The organism is Sphingomonas sp. STIS6.2 (assembly GCF_000732685.2).
Classification (GTDB): domain Bacteria; phylum Pseudomonadota; class Alphaproteobacteria; order Sphingomonadales; family Sphingomonadaceae; genus Sphingomonas; species Sphingomonas aerolata.
On sequence record NZ_JPDP02000044.1, the window covers coordinates 34324 to 51615 of the forward strand.

A 17292-nucleotide genomic window follows, 5' to 3' on the forward strand; every position below is an offset into this window, starting at 1 on the left:
ATGCGCATCCGAACCCTCACGGCGCTGCTCGCCGCCATCTCGTGCTTGGCCCCCGGTGCCGCGCAGACCAAGGTCCCCGGCGATCCCTATGCCGACGACCCCGTCGGCATCGTCGCAGATCCGTGCCCGACGCACCCCAAACCCGCCGCCGACTATCAGATGTACAATCTGCATATGCTAACGCGCGATCACGGGCAGCTGTGCCGCGACGCCGCGCAGAACGCTGCGCTTAAGACCCCCGTGCGTGTCGTGTTCATGGGTGACTCGATCACCGACAACTGGATCGGCGCCGATGCGTCGCCGTTTACCAACGGCCTGGTCGACCGCGGGATCAGCGGCCAGACCTCGCCGCAGATGCTGATCCGTTTCCGCAACGACGTAATCCTACTTCATCCGACCGCGGTTCACATTATGGCAGGCACAAACGACATTGCTGGCAACACCGGTGCTGTGACGATGGCAACCGTCGAGGGCAATATCACCGGCATGGCCGAACTGGCGCGCGCGTACGGCATCAAGGTCATCCTCGCGTCGGTTCCGCCCGCCGCCGCCTTCCCCTGGAGCCCCGCGAAGCGGCCCGTCTCGCAGATCGCCGCGCTTAACACCTGGTTGCGCGGCTATGCCAAGGTGCACGGGCATAGCTAAGTCGACTATCATGCCGCGCTAACCACGGCCGAGGGCGGCATGAAGCCCGGCCTTTCGACCGACGGCGTCCACCCTACCCTCGCCGGCTACGCCATCATGAAAACCCTCGCGCTCGCCGCGATCGCAAAGACGTTGGGATCCGACAAATGACCTATAATCGCCGCGGCTTTCTCGCCGGCACCGCCGCCCTGAGCCTTGCCACCGCCGCCCGCGCAGCCAGCCCGATGGGCCGCGCGAGCGGTCCGGTGCAGGCAAACTGGCCCTCGCTCGTCGACAATTACCGCTACCCCGACTGGTTCCGCGACGCGAAGCTCGGGCTGTGGTCGCATTGGGGCCCGCAGGCGGTGCCCGAGCAGGGGGATTGGTACGGCCGCTTCATGTATATGCAGGGCCATCCGATGTACGAGCATCACCTCAAGGCCTACGGCCATCCGTCGGTTGCCGGGATGAAGGATCTGCAGCACGCCTGGAAGGCCGAGCGCTGGGACCCGCAGGCGCTGATGGACCGCTACGTGAGGGCCGGCGCTAAATATTTCGTCGCGCTCGCGACGCATCACGATAATCTTGATTGCTACGACAGTCGCTACCACGCGTGGAACTCGCTACGGGTTGGGCCGAAGCGCGACATCGTCGGCGAATGGGAAAAGATTGCGCGTGCCGCCGGCCTTAAATTCGGCGTGTCGAACCACGCGGCGCACGCCTGGCACTGGTACCAGCCCGCCTATGGCTACGACCCGATCGGTGCCAAGAAGGGTGTCCGCTACGATGCTTTCACGCAAGCCAAGGCGGACGGCAAAGGCCAATGGTGGGAAGGACTCGACCCGCAGGAGCTCTACACCGGCGGTCATGCCGTGCTCCCCGACGGCATCGACACGATCGAGGCGATGAACGCCTGGCACGACAAGAATAACGGCCGGTGGGTCGAAACCGGTCCCAAGGACGACCCTGCCTATGTCACGCGCTGGCTGCTTCGCCAGACTGATTTGGTCGAGAAATACAAGCCAGACCTTGTCTATTTCGACGATTATGGGCTGCCGTTCGGCCCCGTCGGGCTTGAGGCAGCAGCGGATTATTACAACCGCTCGATCCAATGGCACGGCAAGATCGACGTCGTGCTGACCGGCAAGCAGCTGAAGCCGAACGAACGCTTCGGCATCGTCCAGGACGTCGAAAAGGGCTTCACCGATCATCTGTGGGACGAGCCGTGGCAGACAGACACGTGCCTCGGCGACTGGTTCTACAACGTCGCACGCCTCAACGATCGCAGCTACAAGACCGCCGAGGAGGTGATACAGCGCCTCGCCGACGTCGTATCCAAAAACGGCAATCTGCTCCTCTCTGTACCGCAGCCTGGCGACGGCTCGATAGACTCGGAAGAGGAGAAGATCCTCGACGGCATGGCAGCCTGGGTCGCAACCAACGGCGAAGCGATCTTTGGCTCGCGACCTTGGCGCATTTACGGCGAAGGTCCCACCAAGCTTGCAGTTGGCATGCAGAACGAGGCGACCGCCAAGCCGTTCACGCCGCGGGACATACGCTTCACGACTAACAGGAGTGCACTCTACGCACTATTCCTCGCCCCCCCGCGCGGCCCTGCGACGATTGCGTCGCTTGGAACGGGACGCACAGCGGGGGAGATCGAGCGGGTATCACTGCTCGGCGGTGGCACATTGAAGCATCGCCGCGACGCCGCCGGACTGCATCTGGACCTACCGGCGTACACGGGCTTTGTCCCAGCAGTCCGAATCGAGGGGCGTGGGTTGGTGTGACCCCCTCAGCAAGCCGGCGCGTGGACCAAATGGTCCCGGCCTAGGCCGAGACCCGGTTCCAACTACGCGCGAGCCTTTGCAAAAGAAGTAATGGAAGCGGACGTCTATTTGTACACCCCCATCGTAACTTTAAGCAGCGTCGGTCGATTGACGATGTTGAGTCCGTAATCCGTTTGATCCCCGTTCCACACACGGGTGGTAGTCCAACGCTCATCGGTCAACGTCCCCTCCTCGACCCGCAGCATCATGCCCTTGGCGGGCCCTCCGGTCTTCGCGCTGAAGTTCAGGCGGACATAATCCCCCGCGACCAAGAACTCGGTCGGCGATAGCTGTGCGACGACCGCGCCTCCGACGGGCTGATCGGCCCAGCAGGGCTTGTCGGACTTGATCCAGGTCCATTCTTTCTGTCCGAACTGCCACTGCCCAAAGCTCGCCGTAATCGACCAATCGCCCATCACGGTCGACTGCGCTGCGCCGTCTTCACCCTTGGCAACGCCCCAGGTCGGATGTGTGAGCGCAACGCCCGCCCATTCTCGTGCGATCGGCGCGAACAGCGCATATTTCCTGCCGATCGCACCTAGCGTCTCGTCATCGAGCGTTTTCGCGCCGAGAGGATAGTTGGAATATCCCGTGTCGTCCATCCCGAACGGCGCATAGCCGATCGCGCCGCGCCCCAGCGCCGGCCAGAAGAACCGCGCAAAATCCTTCGCGTTGCCGATCTCAGGCACCAACAGCGCGTTGTCGGGCCGCGCATAGGCGCTCAGATACGCAATTACATTGTCGTGTTTGCGATCGTAGATGTCGGGCGCCGCGGCATCGATCGACGGTGCCGCCGCCTTCCAGATGTCGAGCACGTCCTGCTGCGGGCCGCCGCTCGCGACGCCGTTGGGATCGGGCACGTTCGAGGGGCCTGCGAGCGACGCGTTCACATACATCGGCAGCGGCTTTACCGCCTTTCCCGCCGCGGCGATCACATTAACGAAGCGCGCGACGTGCCAAGTGTTAAACGCGCGGTCTGCCTGCACGCCGAACACCGCGCTCCACGTCCCAGGCGCCTTGCCGAGCGCCTTTATAAGCTGCGCCGGGACCGCCTGTGCGAACAACGCATTCGCCTTCGCACTGTAATCACGCGGATTACTGTAGCTCCCCGTCTCGTTTTCCGGCTGGACCATGATCACCGTGTTCTGCGGATCTTGCGACTTAAGATAAGTCATCAGCGCAACGAACGCCTTTTTGTCCGCCTCCATCGTCGTGGGGAACATCGCCGAGAGGACGCCGTGATCCTTGCCGTCGCGCGTCTTCATTCGCGGGAAACGTATATTGTCGAGTTTTACCCAATCGGGCGTGTACGCCAAGGACGTGTTCTTCCACGTTCCGAACCAGAGCAGGACGACGCGCTTGTCGTGCGCGCGTGCCTGGTCAAGCAGCGCCTGCACGAAGGAAAAGTCGAACTTCCCCTCGACCGGCTCGATCTGCTGCCAGGCGACCGGCATTTCGAGCGTGTTGGCGTGCATCCGGTCGAGCATGGGCCAGACTGCTGGCAGCTGCGAGACATAGTTGCTCGAATTGTTGGCCTGCGCGGCCAGCATTAAGAATGGTGCGCCGTCAACAATCAGCGCGTGACGCCCGTCGCGCGCCTCGATCTTTGGAATTGGCGTCGACTGCGCGCACGCCGCGCCGGACGCGAGCAGGGCTAGGGTTGCAAGTGCGATACGCATGAAATTCCTCTCCAGACGGAGCCCCTATGGTCCCGACATTATCTGTACAACCAACCATGGGTGCGCTGGTGAACATGGATATCATAAGTGAAAATATGGAACTTCCAACCGCGCCGTAGCATTTCAAGCACATTGCTCACTAGATAGAATGCCGTCGCGCTCGTTCGCGTCAAAGGCCAAATAAGGTGTCCAGCATGTCTAGTCGCACAGTCGCGCAACTGTAACACCGCTTGGTCGCGGCAGATGCGTTTCGACATGATCTGCGAAGCGAACGACATAGAGCACCGGCTCACCAAGGCTCTCCCGAGCTCAGTTAAGGGGCCGATCCATCCCTACCATCTCTGGACCAACGGACAAGTCGAGCGGATGAACTGCACGATCAAGGAGGCGACCGCCAAACGCTTCCATTACGATAGCCACGAGCAGTTGCCTGTGCACCTCGCCAACCTCATGGCGGCCTATTATTTTGCCCGTCGCCTCAAGACGCTCAATGGCCTCACGCCTTACAAATACATTGCAAGATCTGGACGTCAGAGCCGGACAGATTCATTGTTGATCTGATCCACCAGATGCCGGGACCAAACACCTAGCAGGGTTTCGTAGCGGTCGGCGATCAGCCAGCGCTGACAGATCAATCTGCCCGCCTATTACGCTCCGTCTTTTGCGCAAACGGCAGCCGCTAATTCCCGCCTCAACGGCCGATCGGCGATGGAGCTTAGTTCGACAGGTCTTGATAGCCCTGCTTCTACAAAAGAACGTCGATCTGACAAGGCCAGCACCCGCATCGAGCGCTCTGCACAATCGACCTCAATGCGACCGTAACCTACTTTCCCGGCAAGCTCCTTGCGGATGACGGCTATACGCGTGCCATGTAACAATCGCGCTCGCGATTTGATTAGAAAATACCGTGCTTCCTTATCGGACGGCGCTCGCATCAGTTTTTCCTGAGGTTCTCGGCTTCCCTCTGCAAGCTGGGCATCCGGGGATTGTGCCAATTGTCGCAGCACACGTTCACGGTCAGGCGTACGGTCGCCACATCCGATCAATGCGACACAGGCAATCATGAGGGTTAAAAAGCAGCGAGCCGGCATCGAATGCCACATAACGGATCGCTGACCAGCAGTCCGGTATTTAATGATGGCACGCAGTTCGGGGCGGTCTCACTTTCCGTGTGCGCCCCGCCAAGCTCCAGGCAATGGCTTACATTACCCTCATGTCGCATGCATTCCGGGTCGCCTCACCCAATTGGATGCCATATTGCGGCCGCAGGCGGACTGATCCGCGATCGGGATCAATGGGCAAGAGTATCGAATGACGGACTTGTCAGGGGACGACCGAAACGGGTTCGCCCGTCCCGCGCCAATGGAGCGCGGGTTCAACCATCTGATCGCAGGCGGTCATTTTGAACGGAAGTTCGGGCGATGGCCGCTTCCCCCGAATGATGCCGCCGCAACGATCAACGACCTGATCTTCGCCCGCATGATCAACCCCAATTGGTCGACGCTCCAGCGTACGTTCGTTGACAAGGGCACTGCCAAGGCGATGGCGACGCGATCATGCCCGGCTTTGCGCGTGCCCGAAACGCTGGCGGTCATCCCGATGGCGGGTGTGCGATCCGTCGACCGCCTCCACGAGTTGCTGCGGCCGTTCATTGGAACCCCCTGCGATCGCCAAGCCGACCCATGCCAGTGGATCGCCCGTCTTTCTGCGGAACGTCACCTCGCCGGCAGATCTTGCGGCGATGCACCAGCTGGCATCAATCGATTATGCGCTCGTGATGCGCGAGATGCAGTATTGGAACCTGCCGCGGCAGATCATCGTCGAAACGCTGGTGCCCGCCCATAACTCCGCCCCGCCCGACGATTACAAGTTTCATTGCATCCACGGCGAACCGTTGCTGTGCCAGGTCGATCACGCCCGGTTCGGTACGGCATGGAGCCGCCTGTTCCAAGTGCCAGGGTTCGAGCCCATGGACGCAGACGACGGGTTCACGACCCCGGAAGATTACTGGCTTCCAGATGCTGGTCGCCTTGCTGAGATAACCGCGGCGGCTCGAGCACTGGCGGCCCCGTTCGATTTCGTCCGCGTTGACCTCTATGACGGGGCGGACGGCATCTATTTCGGGGAACTGACGTTCACACCCGCAGCTTCGCTTGGCATCGCGCCATCATCTGCCGGGTGCCACCGGGAAACTCCGACCCATCGCGAATACAGCCGCACGCTGATGCGGGCGTTCAGGCGCGAGGGCTGACGGGCGTCAGCATCAAGCGGGACGCACCACGCAGGCCCCCACCGCCGCGATCCGCTTTACACTGGCATAGGCGGGGGTCGCCAGCTCCTCGCCGAAGATGACGGGGTAGAGCTCGTGATACCCCAGGCTGCATCCGTGCCAGCCAGCGCCGCCTCCAGATGCGGGCGCAGGACATTTGCCCGTCCACGACCGACACGCCGGTATGCAGGATCAACCGTTCGCTCGGTCTATTACAGGCCTCGCCGACACCGATCTGCTCGATCGCGCCGACATTTTCACAGTCGCGCTCCGCGCGCCAATCGGGATATGGCATTCTTTGGAATGCAACGGCGCAATATCAGTTTCAAAGGCAGGGCGACCGGACGAAGGTAACCCTATGTGCCGACGATGAGCTCGACTCGTCGTCGGTGACGCGGATCGCCAGACTATGCCGCCTAAGCTATCCTTGGCATGGCTCGTTCCTGGGCATAAGGCGTATTGTATTTGACTAACCTATAGCCATAACGAGCCAGCCATCATGCAGATCATCGTCCGCGACAATAACGTCGACCAAGCCTTGCGCGCCCTGAAAAAGAAGCTGCAGCGTGAAGGGGTGTACCGTGAGATGAAGCTGCGCCGGCATTATGAGAAGCCGTCCGAGAAACGGGCGCGCGAACATGCCGCGGCCGTCAGTCGTGCGCGGAAGGCGGATCGCAAGCGCGCCGAACGCGATAATTGAACGACAACGCGATCGTGCCGGTGATCGGTATGCGGGTAGATGAGATTGGTACATTGATCCGCGACGGTGGCGCCTTTTACCTGCGGCGGCACCTTGGGGGTCGCTACGAATTGGAATTGCAGCGCCATTCGACCTCGTAGAGAAGCGGGTTCGTCTGGTCGGCACGCTTGTCGGCCCCGCTCTCGTGAATGCCGATGGAGTAGCCCCCAACTAAGTGATTGAAGTTGGAAAGTAGTCACGCCAACGGCTCAACGCATTCGTGATTGAACCTGACTCATCCCGGTTGCCTCGAAACGGCTGTTGAGCATCATCATGTTATGGGACAAATCATCACGCACGCCTGCGGGCATGAGCAGATTCACTATCTTTCCGGCTTTGCCAGCCAGCAGGAGCGCAAAGCCCGCTGGCTGAAGGCAACCAAGTGTCGCAACTGTTTCGTCGCGACCAAGCAAGGTGAGCAGGCGGAGGCGGCGGTTCGTAACAGTGCAGCCATTGCCCACCTACGCGCGGCGTGGAAGACAGCGGATCGAGCGCGTGTTTGGTCACCTGAAGCGCAATCTGGGGCTACGAACACTCAAGTTGCGTGGCCTGTCGGGAGCTACCGCGGAGTTCACCATGGCGGCTGCGGCCTATAACCTCCAGCTGCTCGCCCGGCAGGCGGCGCCGGTACGAGCGCATCTTGCGGTGCCCGCCGCCACCAGCCATCCGCTGCGCTGTTACTCCGCAGGACTTTTCAACAGTCTCGGACGGTTTTGACACTCAACGCCATGCGTTCGCCGATGGCCTCGGTCAGGCGCAGCGCAGTTCCTCCAAGAACGCTGCGGTAACCCGCTGCAACGTATCTGTCTGACTGGATACTCGGCGGCTCGTTGCGCTGACTTCCTCAGTCAGGGCGCCGGTCGCATCGGCGCTTTCAGCGAACGATGTCACCTGATCCCGGACGTCACTGACGTGGCCCGCCACGACCTCGGCAGCCTGACCTATCTCGATCGTCGCATTGCGCTGCTCGACAATACTGCCGGCAATCGACGAAGCGATCGCTGCGACCCCGTCGATACTCGATACCGTCTTGCGTACCGCATCGGTTGCTACCTCAACCTGAGCGAAGATGTTCTTGACGTGGGAGGAAACCTCACCAGCGGTTGTTTCGGTATGGACGGAGAGGGATTTCACTTCGGCGGCAACTACGGCAAATCCACGCCCTGCCTCGCCTGCCCTGGCTGCCTCAATCGTGGCGTTGAGCGCCAGCAGGCTAGTCTTCTTGGCTACGTCGGTGATGACGGATGTCATGTCCCCGATCTGAGTTGCCCGGTCGCACATACCGGCGATGGCGCCGGAACTTGCTTCCGCCAAGGTATGGGCGTCCGAGCTCAAGGTGGCGTGATTATCGACCTGTGATGCTATGTTGGTGATCGTGGTGCCAAGCTGGCTGGCTGCGGTTGCCAGCGTCGACACCGAGATTGAGGCGGCTTCGGCCCGATAGGCGACCTCGCTTACCGCCCCGGCGCTTTCCCCGGCGATTACTGCCAGGCGACGCGCCGACTGATCCAGATCCGACACTGCTGATGAGACCTGTCGCGCTACCGATAGAACGTTTGTTTCAAAATGCTCGGCCAGCGTAATCATGCCAATGCGGCGCTGGGCTTCGCCCTCACTCGCTGCCTTTGCTGCGGCCTTGAGGCTTTCGAGGCGCAGATTTGCCGCTTCGGCATGGGCATTGGCTGTTTCGGCATGGGCCGCAGCGGCTAAGCTATGGGCTGCTTGGGTGGCAGCTTCGCTGTTGATCAGTCGTTCGGTTGTCACCGATGCTTCAACGAACATGCGGCATTGATCGACCGCCGCCCTGCCCAGCACCACAAGGTATAACGCGGTCAGCGGTAACGCACTTGCAAAGCCGCCAATGCCATAACGAGCTGAAATCAGCGCCATGGGCACCGCGATCGGTATACTGAAACCGAGGAATGCGACCGGCAGGTAAAGATACATGACCAGGCCTGACGCAATCAGACCCATCTGAATCCAGAGGATCATCATTACGATGTGCGGGTCGCCGATCGATGTGATGCTCAGGCTTAGTATACCCCACCCAGTTCCCAAGCTGACGGCCACGAGGAGATGGGATCGGGCGAAGGCGTTAAGGTCGCGCCCTACCGTCATCAGTTTCAGGCGTGCGACGATCGCTCCAATTACGATGATAGCAACACCACTTACCAACAATGACCGATCAGCGGTTTGCCAGAAAACTGCGAGGGCAATGCCCACAAGGATCAGGGCCAATGGAATGAGCGGACGCATGCCTCTTGTTACGGCAACCAGTTGCTGACCAAATGCCTTTTCACGAACGGCATCAGGATTGACCCCGATTGTCGTGGAGTCCCTGAGGTAGGCTTTAAGCTGATGCAGTACCCGTGTGGTGATAGAACCGCTATCGCGCGACCAGATGTTCGATATGTGATCGCTTCGTCCCATATTGGGCACATTGCAGTGTGAGGTTACCGGGCAGTTAATCGAGACCCGCAATAAGGTTCTGGTCCAGGACTATGCGCTGGCCAAGGCATGATCCCGTCCGGAGCAGGTTACCCCTAAGGGCTATACGCGTAGAGCGACCGGCGATCATCGAGCATGCTGAGCGGGGTGGGGCCGATCCAGTTGGCGCCGCGCTCGGGATAGGGGCCGTGGAAGAGGTCACCAAGCGCGCGACGGTAATACGCGTTCATCCAGCGTCGGCGCCGATGCTCGGGGCCGTCGTAGATCATGTGACAGCGCTGGCAGAGCGCGGCGAGCTGGTGGAGCGCGCTGTCGCTGGGATCGTGGTTGAGATGGGCGCAGGCCAGCGCCACCGGCGTCCAGGCGCCGTCAGTCAAGATGTCGCCGGTCGGCCGTCGCACCCGCCGGCCCTTGCCATTACGCCAGTACAGCCGTTCCTGATCCCACCAGCGGCCGTCGCCGAGGTGGAAGACGCGTTCCCCGTGCGGGCGTCCGCAATGCTCGCAGCGCCCGCCGGCGCGTACGAAGCGGACATGATGGGACAGCTGCGGCCAGTCGATCGGGTAAAGGAAGACATGCTCAGCTCGGATCGGCATCAGTGGCGTGATCCCGGCATGATGAAACGTGAACACATCGCCGTCATGGCCTGAGTGACGCCGCGGTCAACGCCCGGTAGAGCGTGGCATGGTGGCAATCGAGCAATTTGGCCGTCTCGCGCACTGAGGTACCCTCGCCGACCAGTCGCAGGCCCAGCGCGATCTGGTCAGGGGTCAGCTTGGGCGGCCGCCCGAACCGCACGCCCCGCGCCTTGGCCGCCACGCGGCCGCTACTAGTGCGCTGGTGGATCAGAGCGCGCTCGAACTCGGCGATGCCGGCGAACACGGTCAGCACCATCCGCCCCGCCGGTGAGGTCGTGTCTGCCCATGGCTCGCCCAGCGAGCGTAGACCGGCGCCGACGTCGTTCAGCGTCTCGGCGATGTCGAGCAGGTCTCTGGTCGAGCGCGCCAGCCGGTCGAGCCGGGTCACCACCACGATGTCGTCCGCTCGGATCTGGTCGAGTAGCCGCACCAGTTCGGGCCGATCACGGCTGGCGCCGGAGCCCTTCTCCTCGAAAATGCGACGACAGCCGACCTCGGTCAGTAGGCCTCGCTGCAGCCGCAGATCCTGCTCATCGGTCGATACGCGTGCATAGCCGGTCAGCATGTCGCGGATATGCATCGGAACCGCAGACTTAAGCAACCGACTTGTGCGACGCCACCAAGCGCGGAAACGCGTCGGCCGGGCAGCTGTCGCAAAACTTAGAACTTTCGCGACATCATTGTGTGAGCGCTTGAAACCTACCGGCACAGGAGACGAATGTGGCATGTAGCCAGCCTACTAGATGATCAGAATGCCTGATTGTCAGCATACCATGATCTTCGCCAACGCATGCGTATTGGTCTCTGCCCGACCATAGCGGAACCCCTGCCCCATGTCGCAGCCCATGAGCCGTAGCAGTTCTTCCTGCGCAGCAGTCTCAATCCCTTCGGCGATCACGGTCATGCCCATGGTCCTTGCTAGATCCAGGATGGCCTGAACGATGCCGCGGCTCTTGTTGCTGCCATTCATTGCCGCGACAAACGATCGATCGATCTTCAGTGCGTCGAACGGTAACGACTGGAGATAGCTGAGCGAGGAAAACCCGGTTCCAAAATCATCAAGACTCGTCTTGACGCCCCAGGCTCTGATCTTTTCAAGAATTACCGACGTTTGTGCCGCATCCATGATCGCAACGCCCTCGGTAACCTCAAGCCGCACGGTTGCGGGTGTTATCCCACTCTCCATCAGCACCGCGTGAACGCGATCGACAAACTCTGGCTGGAGGAACTGCTGCGGCGATATGTTGATACTGATGAACGGCAGCCGCTCGCCACCGGTGCGCCAGTGCCAGGCAGAGGCTTGCGCACATGCCTCCCCTAGAACCCAGTCGCCAATGAAAAGAATGAGCCCGCTCTGCTCTGCGATGTCGATGAATTCGGCCGGTAACAGCAGACCGCGCATGGGATGGTTCCAGCGGATGAGCGCCTCAAAACCGCAGATACTATTGGGATCGTTTAGTGATACGATCGGCTGGTAGTGAAGCACGAACTGGCGCTCGGCGATTGCCCGGCGTAGCTCATGCTCAATCTGGGTGCGCCGACGCACTTCCGTCCCGAGTTGTTCGGTAAAAGTCACGGACTGTCCGCGACCGCGCGACTTGGCCTGATACATCGCCAGGTCTGCATCACGGAGCATCTGTTCGACGTCACCGTATGACTGATTGCCAAAGGCGATACCGATCGATGCCTGGCAGCGGATTTGCTTGCCGGCAAGGACACTGGGAGCTGCGAAGCAACGGTGGATCGTGTCGGCTAGACGGGTGACGGCAGCAGCGTCATCGAAGTTGTCAACCAGCACATTGAATTCATCACCTCCGACCCGCGCGAGTGTTGCCCGCCAGCATGCTCCGCTTCCTCTGGCCTCTTCCTCGGCAGCAGCGATACAAGCCTGCATGCGGCTCGCGACCTCGATGAGAAGCGCATCGCCAGCCTGATGGCCTAGCGTGTCGTTTACCGCCTTGAAGCCGTCGAGATCGACAACGATCACTGCCATGTTGACCTGTTGATCCACCGTCATCCTGACGAACGCGCTCTCGGCCCGCTTCATGAAAAGGGTTCGGTTCGGTAGCCGTGTCATTGCGTCGTGGTGAGCGTCGTGAATCAAGGCACGTCGGGCCCGATCACGCTCGATCACGCGACCAAGCTGCGTGCCGATCTGGCCCATGATACCGAGCAGATCGTCATCAGGCACGATCAGCCGTCTGGCGAAAAACTCGAGCACGCCCGCCACTTCGTCACCCACCATCACCGGAAAGGCGCAGGCTGCAGCAAGCCCGCATTGCGCAGCCATGTTCAGCCGGGGAAAGTTGGTGTCTCTCGTAACGTTGTCGATCCAATGCGGCCGAACATCGGCCAGCACCCGCCCCGGCAACCCAATCCCGGCCTCGAAACGGGCATGACGAGAGGCCTCGACAAAAGGAAACAGCGCATCGGGGTCAGCGGCATACCAGACATCGCATCCGGCAACGGTGCTGCTCTGATCTCCGACAAGCAATGCGTTACCGAATGCCCAGTCCATGTCTCGGCAAATTTCAGTCACGGCGATGCGCAGCGCCGCCTCGATCTCAGTCGTCCGGTTCGCGCCATCGGTAATCCGCTGAAGCAGAAGCAGACGCTGCTGGCTTTCATAAAGCCGCCTCAGGCCTTGCTCGGCGATTGCCTCTGCTTCCATTCGGGCGGCGCGCTCGCGCACGACACGACGTTCTGCGCGCGCGAGTCTATGGTCGCGATCATCGGACACAGGTGGCGTAAAATTCTTCAATGAAGCCAGCGAACCGCCAGGCGGCATACCGAACTCCCTTCCAGCATGCAGGCCATGTGCTCGACCTCGACCTTTTCATCAAAACGATCTGCCGCGCCTTCAACAAAACCGTGTGCCAGATAGCACATTTGCCGCGGTGACTGATAACCAATGATAAGGCGGCCATCGCTATCATCGCTGAAATGGAAGTGTGGGCAACCAGCACCTGAATAGAGCTTTCGCACCTCAGGATGAATGATGTCGTTTACGCTCAGAATGAAAGTGCGTGCCGAGGCATGGCCAGCGAAGAACGGTTGATAGCGTTCCGCCAGCATTGGCATTGCCGCACGGCCGAACCATCGCAGCACATTGGCTGCTTGCAGGTCAAGTTGGAGTGCGGCCATGCCTACCAGCGCAACGATCTCGCTGTCGGGGTAGCTGCCAAGTGAAGTGTAGGCGCCATCGACCCCTGCTGCCTCCAGCAAATCTATCCAGGCATCGTCACCGTGAGCGTCGGTAACCGCTTGCTCCAGCAGATTAAATATTACGCCTTTCACCGCTCGCTCCCCGCCAAGCTCCTCCGCTTCGCAGACCTGCTTGGATATAATTCGTTAATACGTGGTTTCAGCAAAACTGCCGACAGGAAACGATCGGTTTCCCATTCTAACGCAAACTTTCTTATAAGGTATATATTACGTTATAACACGTCATTACGGCATAGTATTTGGCATTCGCGAAGTCCAAGATTTAGCACTTTCGCGACATGGGCTAGATGGCGCTTTTGATCAGGCGAAGTTCGGAGCAATCCATCACCGCTGGTTGGATCGGTGCCACGACAGGGGGGGCAGTCGAGACGCCGGCCGTAAAATGTCTGCTGGTAAAAAGCTGCATATTCGCTCAATGTGGCAACTTCTCACCATACCTTACTTGTAGATATCAGGGCGCATGTGAAGTTAGCGTAGATGGAGGGTGTCTGTGACTGTATCGACCCATTCTCGAGCAGCTAATTTCGGACGCTGGCGTCCGGCGCTGTGGGCTCTCCTTGGAGCCTTACTCCTTCTTCCGGCTATCGCGATGTTGTTCACTGACGAGGTGCGTTGGACTGGCGCCGATTTCATTGCGGCTGCCGCCATTTTCGCCGTTGTCGGCTGTGCGATTGAGCTAATTGTTCGGTTCGTTGACCAGTCGGGCTTACGGACGGCCCTCGTTTATGGAGTCATATTAGCTGCGTTGGCGATCTGGGCCGATGGTGCAGTCGGCATCCTCTAGCTTGTGTGTCAGGACGGCGACTTTCCGGCCATTCCGCTTTCGTCTAAACTCCGAGGTCCGGCCACGAAATAGAACTGTCCGAAAGCAGCCGCTCATTCAGCCATCCAGCGGTCGCCCGCTTGGCGTATTCCAGTCCGACGCATATAAATAAGCAGGGTCAAAATCGCCTAGCTTGGCCAGGGCTTTCCTATCGTGAATTTCCACTTGCCGGTTCCGGAACGTCAGAAGGCCTCGTTCACGCAGAGAACGCAGTACGCGGTTTGTGTGAACGACGGTGAGACTCAAGGCCGCACCTAAATCCGATTGTGTCAGTGGAAGCGCAAACGAAACATCCTGAGCTAGGCCAACCATCTCTAGTCGCGCATGAAGTTCGCAAAAGAGATGTGCAGCGCGTGCCTCGGCTTCAAGGCGACCAAGACGAAAGATCCACGCACGCTGAATTGCTGCATCCAGCAAGCTGCTAAGCCAAAACGACTCAGCTAAACGCGGACAACGCTTGCTCAAGTTTGCTAACGTATCATGACTGTAGGCAGCAGCCTTGGCTGCTCCAATCGCTACTACGTTGTTATCAAGGCGCTTGAGTTTGAGTCCATCAAGGTCAACAAAATCGCCTGGTATATACAGGCTGATTATCTGCCGCCGCCCTCGGTGATCGTCTGCGGAGCGGCAGACAAAACCTTCGACCACCAGCATGCTCGACCAAACGGGCTCCCCCCGCCTAATCAGCGTTTTCCGGGGCTCAACCATCTGAACACGGCTACTGCTGCCCTCAAGCAAAGTCTGCTCTTTGAGAGTTAAGCGCTCTCGGCCACGTCCCGTCAAAAACTTGTAAGAACTCATTTCCTCCCCCAGACGGCGATGTAGGTCCGACGATTTGTACCGTACGATGAAAAAACCGATCGCATAAACATGTGAAGCCAAAGCATGGTTGTAATCGTCACGAGCAGTTGTTTTCGCAGAAGGTCACAAAAACGTGGATGATGACAAGAAACGGCAAGAGCAGGACGGCTAGGCAGCCCCATCCGAGTGTTTTGTAACCTGGGCTGGGTGGGTCGCTCCATCGCGGCGGGCCATCGTCCTCATGCTTGTCAATCATCTCATGACGATAGCTTTATTATCGACAGGTACAACGGCAGCTTTCTTCCCAAATCTTGTGAGACGCCGCCAAGCCCGATGCCCTAAAATTTTCGTAGAAAATTAAATATCTTAAGGCATGCCCCCTCGCTGAGGAGCTACTGATTGTGTCACTAACCAACGTAGAATTTGAGACGGTCGGATTGCACGACCTTGAAGCGATGAACCCTGTGGAACGCGATACTCTGCCGTTCGGCGTTGTCGGCTTCGCCGCAGACACAATCGTCCAGGTCTACAATGCAACCGAGGCTCGTATGTCAGGTTTGGATCCGGCTACGGTGGTCGGCGTTCCGTTCTTCGACGCGGTCGCACAGTGCATGAACAACTTCATGGTGGCGCAGCGGTTCGAAGACGAACCGGAACTCGACGACATATTTCCGTACGTCCTGACGCTTCGCATGCGGCCGACCAAAGTGCGGTTGCGGCTGCTCGCGACGGCACAGACGCCGCGCCGCTACGTGCTCATCGAACGCTAAAGGCTGGTGGGATGGCTGAACCGTCGGGTGAGGAGGAACTCCTCGAATTTCTATATGCCTGTCCGGTCGGCCTGATCGAATGCGACGCAGCCGGCGAGATCGGCCTGATGAACCCGCACGCCATGCAGCATCTGCTGCCGCTAGCGCGCGCGCGTGGTGTCAGCAACCTGTTCTCGGCGTTCGAACATCACGCTCCCGAACTGCGAAGCATGGCGGAAGCCTTTGCGCTGCCTACGGGACGTATCTGTGACGGCCACCGCATCTTCGTCGACCTCGGGCCGGGAAAGAGCGGTGCCGCGCCAAAGGTCCTCGCCTGTACGCTCGTCAAGCTCGCCGCGGATCGATTCATGGCAACGCTCACCGATATTAGCCACCAGGTTGTTCAGGAAAACCGCCTGCGCCAGGCCGACACCTGGTTCGCCACGCTACTCGACGGGGTCAATGGCTATGCCGCTCTGACGATCACGCCAGACGGGCAAATCGCAGCGGCCGACACCGGCTTTGCCCGGCAGACGGGGTACGAGCCAACCGACGTGACAGGGCACAACCTTGCCGACGTCCTCAGCACCGATTTGCCTGGCGGCGATCTGCGGCTGGATGAGCAGCTTGCGATCGCCGTTCGCGAGGGATGGCATCTTCAAGAAGGATGGCAGCAGCGCGCCGATGGCGAGCGCTATTGGTGCCAGCGTCTCGTCGTTGCGCGCTCGGCCCGCGACAATGCCGTCCTACCTCGGTTTTCCGTAATCTTACGCGATGTACCGCGTCGCGAAGCCCCCACGGAGGATGTGCGGCGTCTCCTGACATGTGACCATCTGACCGGCGCAGCAAACCGACGCCATTTCAGCCAAGCCATGACGCGTGAGCAGGAAAGCTGGCGCGAACTCCGCCAGTCGCTATCCCTCATCGTGCTCGATCTCGATCACTTCAAGACGGTGAACGATACGCACGGCCATCCGGTCGGCGATACGCTTCTATGCCGGGTGACCGAGGCGTGCAGCGCACTCCTGCCACCACGCGGTATTTTTGCGCGCTTGGGGGGCGAGGAATTTGGGGTTCTGCTTCCGCGCTATGATCGTGATCAAGCCATGGAGCTTGCCGAGCGACTTCGCGAAGCGATTGCCGATGTTGTCATCGAAGTTCCATCGGGCACGCTGCGGGTAACGGCCAGCTTGGCCTGTGCGACCCTCGACGAGACCGAAGGATCAATCGAAGCGCTCATCGCGTTGGCTGACAAACGTCTTTATTCTGCAAAGCGTGCCGGACGGAACCGGGTCTTCGCAGCTGAGACCAAGGCTGCGTGACGAGATCAGGGATTGGGCGGTCCGCCGTGTACCGGATTGCGTGCGCCGTCACGACCGTAGAAGTACAGCGCTTGCGGGATGGATCCTTGTCCTCGATGCTATCGGGTGAATGGCCTGAAGACATGCTCATCGGCGACGAAGGCTGG

14 protein-coding genes and 2 pseudogenes are annotated in these 17292 nt (G+C 60.0%); 8 read left to right on the forward strand and 8 right to left on the reverse strand.

Annotated features, from left to right (window positions below; translation table 11 throughout):
* Both sphst_RS09270 and sphst_RS09275 read left to right on the forward strand, forming a co-directional pair.
* Nucleotides 1-645, forward strand: a complete 645-nt coding sequence (locus tag sphst_RS09270) for a GDSL-type esterase/lipase family protein (RefSeq protein WP_234387537.1) — start codon at nt 1-3, stop codon at nt 643-645.
* Between the two features lie 146 nt (nt 646-791).
* Nucleotides 792-2414 carry an alpha-L-fucosidase gene (locus tag sphst_RS09275; protein WP_031393200.1) on the forward strand — a complete coding sequence of 541 codons (1623 nt, stop codon included), beginning with the start codon at nt 792-794 and terminating at the stop codon, nt 2412-2414.
* Between the two features lie 104 nt (nt 2415-2518).
* Here sphst_RS09275 and sphst_RS09280 read toward each other — a convergent pair whose 3' ends face one another.
* Nucleotides 2519-4132 (reverse strand): DUF5597 domain-containing protein, encoded by a 1614-nt coding sequence (locus sphst_RS09280; protein ID WP_031393199.1) that lies wholly within the window; start codon nt 4130-4132, stop codon nt 2519-2521.
* Nucleotides 4133-4381: 249 nt separating this feature from the next.
* On the opposite strand from sphst_RS09280, the pseudogene sphst_RS09285 reads away from it, so the two are divergent.
* Nucleotides 4382-4722 (forward strand): annotated as a pseudogene (locus sphst_RS09285) (integrase core domain-containing protein); the annotation flags it as partial.
* Between the two features lie 807 nt (nt 4723-5529).
* Here the strand turns inward: sphst_RS09285 and sphst_RS20890 are convergent.
* Nucleotides 5530-5784 carry a hypothetical protein gene (locus sphst_RS20890; protein WP_031393198.1) on the reverse strand — a complete coding sequence of 85 codons (255 nt, stop codon included), beginning with the start codon at nt 5782-5784 and terminating at the stop codon, nt 5530-5532.
* On the opposite strand from sphst_RS20890, the gene sphst_RS09290 reads away from it, so the two are divergent.
* The 3 genes and pseudogenes from sphst_RS09290 to sphst_RS21495 form a co-directional block, all read left to right on the forward strand.
* Entirely contained in the window at nt 5739-6383 is a 645-nt protein-coding gene (locus sphst_RS09290; RefSeq protein ID WP_159043561.1) for an ATP-grasp fold amidoligase family protein, read from the forward strand. The two genes, sphst_RS20890 and sphst_RS09290, sit on opposite strands and share 46 nt — an antisense overlap.
* A gap of 517 nt (nt 6384-6900) precedes the next feature.
* Entirely contained in the window at nt 6901-7101 is a 201-nt protein-coding gene (gene rpsU, locus sphst_RS09295; RefSeq protein WP_031393196.1) for a 30S ribosomal protein S21, read from the forward strand.
* A 453-nt stretch (nt 7102-7554) separates the two neighbouring features.
* Nucleotides 7555-7767, forward strand: a pseudogene (locus sphst_RS21495) (transposase); the annotation flags it as partial.
* Between the two features lie 123 nt (nt 7768-7890).
* Here the strand turns inward: sphst_RS21495 and sphst_RS09310 are convergent.
* The 6 genes from sphst_RS09310 to sphst_RS09340 all read right to left on the reverse strand — a co-directional run bounded on the left by sphst_RS09310 (nt 7891) and on the right by sphst_RS09340 (nt 15075).
* The gene (locus sphst_RS09310; protein WP_234387538.1) at nt 7891-9621 is read right to left on the reverse strand and encodes a methyl-accepting chemotaxis protein; all 1731 of its coding nucleotides are present in this window, start codon (nt 9619-9621) and stop codon (nt 7891-7893) included.
* Nucleotides 9622-9683: 62 nt separating this feature from the next.
* Nucleotides 9684-10220, reverse strand: a complete 537-nt coding sequence (locus sphst_RS09315) for a hypothetical protein (protein WP_234387539.1) — start codon at nt 10218-10220, stop codon at nt 9684-9686.
* 7 nt (nt 10221-10227) lie between these two features.
* On the reverse strand, nt 10228-10791 hold the full coding sequence (locus tag sphst_RS09320) for a recombinase family protein (RefSeq protein WP_031393193.1): 564 nt from the start codon (nt 10789-10791) through the stop codon (nt 10228-10230).
* A gap of 198 nt (nt 10792-10989) precedes the next feature.
* On the reverse strand, nt 10990-13014 hold the full coding sequence (locus sphst_RS09325; protein WP_081877434.1) for a putative bifunctional diguanylate cyclase/phosphodiesterase: 2025 nt from the start codon (nt 13012-13014) through the stop codon (nt 10990-10992).
* Entirely contained in the window at nt 12984-13523 is a 540-nt protein-coding gene (locus tag sphst_RS09330; protein ID WP_031393191.1) for a heme NO-binding domain-containing protein, read from the reverse strand. The genes sphst_RS09325 and sphst_RS09330 overlap by 31 nt, the downstream gene beginning before the upstream one ends.
* A gap of 808 nt (nt 13524-14331) precedes the next feature.
* Complete coding sequence (locus sphst_RS09340) at nt 14332-15075, reverse strand: Crp/Fnr family transcriptional regulator (protein WP_081877437.1); 744 nt, start codon at nt 15073-15075, stop codon at nt 14332-14334.
* Nucleotides 15076-15512: 437 nt separating this feature from the next.
* On the opposite strand from sphst_RS09340, the gene sphst_RS09345 reads away from it, so the two are divergent.
* The gene (locus sphst_RS09345) at nt 15513-15845 is read left to right on the forward strand and encodes a phosphonate transporter (protein WP_234387541.1); all 333 of its coding nucleotides are present in this window, start codon (nt 15513-15515) and stop codon (nt 15843-15845) included.
* A gap of 11 nt (nt 15846-15856) precedes the next feature.
* On the forward strand, nt 15857-17146 hold the full coding sequence (locus sphst_RS09350) for a sensor domain-containing diguanylate cyclase (protein ID WP_031393187.1): 1290 nt from the start codon (nt 15857-15859) through the stop codon (nt 17144-17146).
* Nucleotides 17147-17292 lie beyond the last annotated feature (146 nt).

Bases quoted from the DNA above. Each gene is read 5' to 3' on its own strand.
- sphst_RS09340 (WP_081877437.1), bottom strand. From the start codon at position 15,075: ATGAGTTCTTACAAGTTTTTGACGGGACGTGGCCGAGAGCGCTTAACT.
- sphst_RS20890 (WP_031393198.1), bottom strand. From the start codon at position 5,784: ATGAACGGCCGCAGCAACTCGTGGAGGCGGTCGACGGATCGCACACCC.
- sphst_RS09320 (WP_031393193.1), bottom strand. From the start codon at position 10,791: ATGCTGACCGGCTATGCACGCGTATCGACCGATGAGCAGGATCTGCGG.
- rpsU (WP_031393196.1), top strand. From the start codon at position 6,901: ATGCAGATCATCGTCCGCGACAATAACGTCGACCAAGCCTTGCGCGCC.
- sphst_RS09280 (WP_031393199.1), bottom strand. From the start codon at position 4,132: ATGCGTATCGCACTTGCAACCCTAGCCCTGCTCGCGTCCGGCGCGGCG.
- sphst_RS09275 (WP_031393200.1), top strand. From the start codon at position 792: ATGACCTATAATCGCCGCGGCTTTCTCGCCGGCACCGCCGCCCTGAGC.
- sphst_RS09270 (WP_234387537.1), top strand. From the start codon at position 1: ATGCGCATCCGAACCCTCACGGCGCTGCTCGCCGCCATCTCGTGCTTG.
- sphst_RS09350 (WP_031393187.1), top strand. From the start codon at position 15,857: ATGGCTGAACCGTCGGGTGAGGAGGAACTCCTCGAATTTCTATATGCC.
- sphst_RS09325 (WP_081877434.1), bottom strand. From the start codon at position 13,014: ATGCCGCCTGGCGGTTCGCTGGCTTCATTGAAGAATTTTACGCCACCT.